The sequence below is a fragment of the Streptomyces sp. NPDC102274 genome, from assembly GCF_044766385.1.
Lineage (GTDB): Bacteria > Actinomycetota > Actinomycetes > Streptomycetales > Streptomycetaceae > Streptomyces.
Window position 1 is genome coordinate 170839 of record NZ_JBIWLW010000013.1, and the last position, 5101, is coordinate 175939.

Consider the following 5101-nt stretch of genomic DNA (forward strand, 5'->3'; position numbering starts at 1 on the left):
CTACGCGGAAGCGGGCGGCGACGAGTCGGCCACCGGCAACCGGCCGCTCACCTTTGGCGGCCGGCCTGGGGAGCCATGGGCGCGGGCGGCGTGCAGCCGCGCGTAGGCGCCCTGTTCCCGGATCAGTTCGTCGTGGGTGCCGCGCTCCACGATGCGCCCCGACTCCATGACGACGATGACGTCGGCGTCGCGGATGGTGGACAGCCGGTGCGCGATGACGAAGCTGGTCCTGCCCGCGCGAAGGGTGTTCATCGCGCGCTGGATCAGTACTTCGGTACGGGTGTCGACGGAGCTCGTCGCCTCGTCGAGCACCAGCACGGCGGGCTGGGCGAGAAACGCCCTGGCGACCGTGATCAGCTGCTTCTCGCCCGCGCTCACGCCGGCCGACTCGTCGTCCAGCACGGTGTCGTAGCCGTCCGGCAGCGTACGGATGAAGCGATCCGCGCAGGTGGCGCTCGCGGCGGCGACGATCTCCGCACGGGTGGCCCCGGCGTGGCCGTACGCGATGTTCTCGGCGATCGTGCCGCCGAACAGCCAGGTGTCCTGGAGCACCAGACCGAACTGCGCGCGCAGATCGTCGCGGGTCATCGTCGCGGTGTCCGTGCCGTCGAGCAGGATCCGGCCCTCGTCCACCTCGTAGAACCGCATGAGGAGATTGCCCAGTGTGGTCTTGCCGGCCCCGGTCGGGCCGACGATCGCGACCGTACTGCCGGGTTCCACGGTCAGGGAGAGATCCTCGATGAGCGGCGTCTCGGGGGAGTAGCGGAAGCTCACACGGTCGAATTCCACCCGTCCGGTGACCCGTTCGGGCCGGACCGGATGCTTCGGGTCGGGCCCCTGTTCCTCCGCGTCGAGCAGGGTGAAGACGCGCGCGGCGGAGGCGATTCCGGACTGCAGACGGCCGGCCACACTGGCGACCTGCACGATCGGCTGGCTGAACTGCCGGGAGTACAGGATGAACGCCTGTACGTCCCCGAGCGTCAGCGTGCCGCTCACCACCTTCCACGCGCCCGCCACCGCCACCGCCACATAGCCGAGGTTGGCGATGAACATCATGGCGGGCTCGATGGTGCCCGAGGCGAACTGGGCCTTGGCGCCCGCCCGGAACAGCGCGTCGTTGTGCGCGTCGAACCGCCGCTCGGCCTGCTCGCGCCTGCCGAAGCCCTTGATCAGTGAGTGGCCCGTATAGACCTCCTCCACCTGCGCGTTCATCGAGCCGGTGGCGGCCCACTGCTCGGTGAACCGGGGCTGGGCGCGCTTGCTTATCCACGCGGCGAGCACCCCCGACACCGGCACACTCGCCAGCATGATCAGCGCCAGGGACGGCGAGATCACCAGCATCAGGATGAGCATGGTGACGATGGAGAACACCGAGGTGATCAGCTCGGCGAGGGTCTGCTGAAGGGTCTGCTGGAGGTTGTCGACATCGTTGGTCGTACGGCTCAGCACCTCGCCCGCCGGATTGCGGTCGAAGTAGCGCAGCGGCAGCCGTCCGAGCTTCTCCTCCGCCCTCTCCCGCAGATCGAAGACCACCCGCTGGACGACGGCCGCGACCAGCCTGCCCTGCGCCAGCATGAACAGTGACGCCGCGACATACAGGACGAGCAGGAGCAGCAGTACCCGCCCGACCGCGCCGAAGTCGACGCCCGCGGTGGCGACCCCCGGCGACGCGTCGCCCGAGCCGTCCAGCAGGCCGTCCACGATCAGGTCCGTGGCCCTGCCGAGCAGGAGCGGACCGAACGCGTTGAGTGTGATCCCGCCGATGCCCACCAGGAGGGCGACGGCGATCCGGGGGCGGTGCGGCCGGAGCAGTCCGAGGAGCCGGCGGCCGGGCCCGCGGGGTTCAGTGGGGCTGGGACTGGCCGGCGAGACCATGAACGGTCTCCTCCTCGGTGAGCTGGGAGAGAGCGATCTCGCGGTAGGTGGCGCTGTCGCGCAGAAGTTCGTCATGGGTGCCGGTGCCGCCGACGCGTCCGCCGTCGAGGACCACGATGCGGTCGGCGTACCGCACGGTGGCGACCCGCTGCGCGACGGTGATCACGGTCGACGCCGCGATCTCCGGCGCCATCGCGGTGCGCAGCGCGGCGTCCGTGGCGTAGTCCAGCGCGGAGAAGCAGTCGTCGAAGAGATAGACGGCGGGACGGCGCAGCAGGGTGCGCGCGATGGCGAGCCGCTGGCGCTGGCCGCCCGAGACATTCGTGCCGCCCTGGGAGATCTCGGCGTCCAGCCCGTCGGGCATACGCGCGACGAACTCGGCGGCCTGGGCGATCCGCAGGGCGTGCCACAGCTCGTCGTCGGTCGCGTCCGGGTTCCCGAAGCGGAGGTTGGTCGCGACGGTCCCGGAGAACAGATACGGCTTCTGCGGTACGAACCCGACGGCCCCGCTGAGGACGTCGGGGTCCAGCCGCCGTACGTCGACGCCGTTGACCCGTACCGACCCCTCGGTGGCGTCGAACAGCCGCAGGACGAGATTGAGCAGCGTCGTCTTGCCGCTGCCGGTGGAGCCGAGGATCGCCACGCTCTCCCCGGGGCCCGCGGTCAGATCGATCCCCTGGAGCACCGGCTTCTCGGCGCCCGGATAGCGGAACTCCGCCCCGCGCAGCTCCAGTCGGCCGACGGCGTCCGGCGCGGCCCCCACCGGCTCGGACGGTGGGGTGACACTCGTCGGCGTCGCCAGGATCTCCTGGATACGCCCGGCTGAGACCTTCGCGCGCGGTACCGACAGGAACACGAACGCGACCATCACGACCGACATGAGAATCAGCGAGAGATAGCTGAGGAAGGCGCTGAGCGCGCCGATCCGCATCGCCCCGCTGTCGATCCGGTGGGCACCGACCCAGAGGATGGCGACCATGAACCCGTTCATCAGCAGCAGCACCACGGGCAGCATCGACGCGATGAGCCGGCCGACCCGCCGCGCGACCTCGAACAGCTCCGTGCTCGTCCGGGCGAACCGCTCGCGCTCGTAGCCGTCCCGTACGAAGGAACGCACCACGCGCACGCCGGTGATCTGCTCCCGCAGCAACCGGCCGAGCCGGTCGAGATACGTCTGCATCCGCTCGTAGAACACGCCCATCCGGGCCAGCAGCAGCCCGAACGCCACGGCGACGACCACGACGAGGACCACCAGGATCAGCGCCAGTGGAACGTCCTGCTGGAGCGCCAGCACGACGCTGCCCAGACACATCAGGGGCGCGGCCACGACGATGCCGAAGCCCGACTGCGTCAGCGTCTGCACCTGCTGCACGTCGTTGACCGTCCGGGTCAGCAGCGACGGCGTACCGAAGCGGCCCACCTCCCGGGCGGAGAAGTCCAGCACCCGGCGGAAGACGACCGAGCGGATGTCGCGTCCCATCGCCATCGCGGTACGGGAGGCCAGGAACGCCGCGCCGATCGCCGCGGCGACCTGGACCAGCGCCACCGCGACCATGACCATCCCGAGCCGCGAGACATAGCCGCTGTCCCGTGCGACGACACCGTTGTCGATCAGGGCGGCGCCGAGCGTCGGCAGCAGCAGTGTGCCGAGGATCTGGATCAGTTGCAGGAGGACCAGCAGGGCAGCGGCTCGCCGGTACGGGCGCACATGGGTACGAAGAAGTCTGAACAGCACGGAAAGACGCTCCGGTTGACAGAGCCGGCCCGAACGCCGACGCACACAGTGCACCGCATCGCGGTCCCGAAAATTACTAGTGTTCCGCCTCTCCGCGCCTTCCTGACGGGTCTCTGACTCGGGAATTCCCTAGTAAGCACGGGTTTTCTTGACACCGTGGTCGGAGGCTTGCGAGCGTGCCGATGTCTATCGTCCGGACAGAAGCGTATTCGATGCAAGGTCGTCGACCGGGCTCTGCGTTTGGGCGGTCTCTCCGTGGTCGAGAAGGGGTTGGTATGACCAAGCGTGCGCTGATCACCGGAATTACCGGGCAGGACGGTTCTTATCTGGCCGAGCATCTCCTGTCACAGGGCTACCAGGTTTGGGGATTGATCCGAGGACAGGCCAACCCGCGAAAGTCCCGGGTCAGCCGGCTCGTCTCCGAACTCTCGTTCGTGGACGGGGACCTGATGGACCAGGGCAGTCTGGTCTCCGCCGTCGACACCGTGCAGCCGGACGAGGTGTACAACCTCGGCGCGATCTCGTTCGTGCCGATGTCCTGGCAGCAGGCCGAACTCGTCACCGAGGTCAACGGCATGGGCGTGCTCCGCGTCCTCGAGGCGATCCGGATGGTGAGCGGCCTGAACAGCTCGCGCACCGCGGGAAACGGCCAGATCCGCTTCTACCAGGCGTCTTCCTCGGAGATGTTCGGCAAGGCCGCCGAGACTCCGCAGCGTGAGACGACGCTGTTCCACCCGCGCAGCCCGTACGGCGCCGCGAAGGCGTACGGGCACTTCATCACCCGCAACTACCGTGAGTCCTTCGGGATGTACGCCGTTTCCGGGATGCTCTTCAACCACGAATCCCCCCGCCGCGGCTCGGAGTTCGTGACCCGGAAGATCTCCCTCGCCGTCGCCCGGATCAAGCTCGGACTCCAGGACAAGCTGCACCTCGGAAACCTCGACGCGGTACGTGACTGGGGCTTCGCCGGCGACTATGTGCGCGCCATGCACCTCATGCTCCAGCCCGACGAGCCGGACGACTACGTGGTGGGCAGCGGCACCATGCACTCGGTGCGGGACGCGGTGCGCATCGCCTTCGAACACGTGGGCCTGGACTGGCAGGACTACGTCGTCATCGACCCCGAGCTGGTCCGCCCCGCCGAGGTGGAGATCCTCTGCGCGGACAGCGAGCACGCCCGTACCAAGCTGGGCTGGAAGCCCAGCGTCGACTTCCCCGAACTGATGCACATGATGGTCGACGCCGATCTGAATCAGGTCTCCCGGGAACACGAATACGGGGACCTTCTGCTGGCCTCCAACTGGTAGTGGAACGAAGGGCCGCGGAGAACTAGGGAATTCCCGTAGCGGTCCGTACGACACTCGCCACATGGCTTCCCGCTAAATGGCTGCGAAGCCATGTGGCTTTCTATTTTTCGCATTGCACGGCGAGCGCGAGATGCCCCGCGTGATTCATGTTCGGCCGCTGGCTGTCGAGATGGGTTGAGTTGAG

General features: G+C 68.2%; 3 protein-coding genes. 1 reads left to right on the forward strand and 2 read right to left on the reverse strand.

The annotated features are described in order from the left end of the window. A complete protein-coding gene (locus ACIRQP_RS19940; RefSeq protein WP_403891586.1) occupies positions 1–1875 on the reverse strand; it encodes an ABC transporter ATP-binding protein in 1875 nt (624 codons plus the stop codon). Further along, positions 1844–3610: an ABC transporter ATP-binding protein gene (locus ACIRQP_RS19945; protein WP_403891588.1), complete on the reverse strand. Its 1767-nt coding sequence runs from the start codon at positions 3608–3610 to the stop codon at positions 1844–1846. Before ACIRQP_RS19945 ends, ACIRQP_RS19940 begins: the two co-directional genes overlap by 32 nt. Before the next feature lie 275 nt (positions 3611–3885). On the opposite strand from ACIRQP_RS19945, the gene ACIRQP_RS19950 reads away from it, so the two are divergent. Next, on the forward strand, positions 3886–4917 hold the full coding sequence (locus ACIRQP_RS19950; RefSeq protein ID WP_382880216.1) for a GDP-mannose 4,6-dehydratase: 1032 nt from the start codon (positions 3886–3888) through the stop codon (positions 4915–4917). Positions 4918–5101 lie beyond the last annotated feature (184 nt).

Bases quoted from the DNA above. Each gene is read 5' to 3' on its own strand.
- ACIRQP_RS19940 (WP_403891586.1), bottom strand. From the start codon at position 1,875: ATGGTCTCGCCGGCCAGTCCCAGCCCCACTGAACCCCGCGGGCCCGGC.
- ACIRQP_RS19950 (WP_382880216.1), top strand. From the start codon at position 3,886: ATGACCAAGCGTGCGCTGATCACCGGAATTACCGGGCAGGACGGTTCT.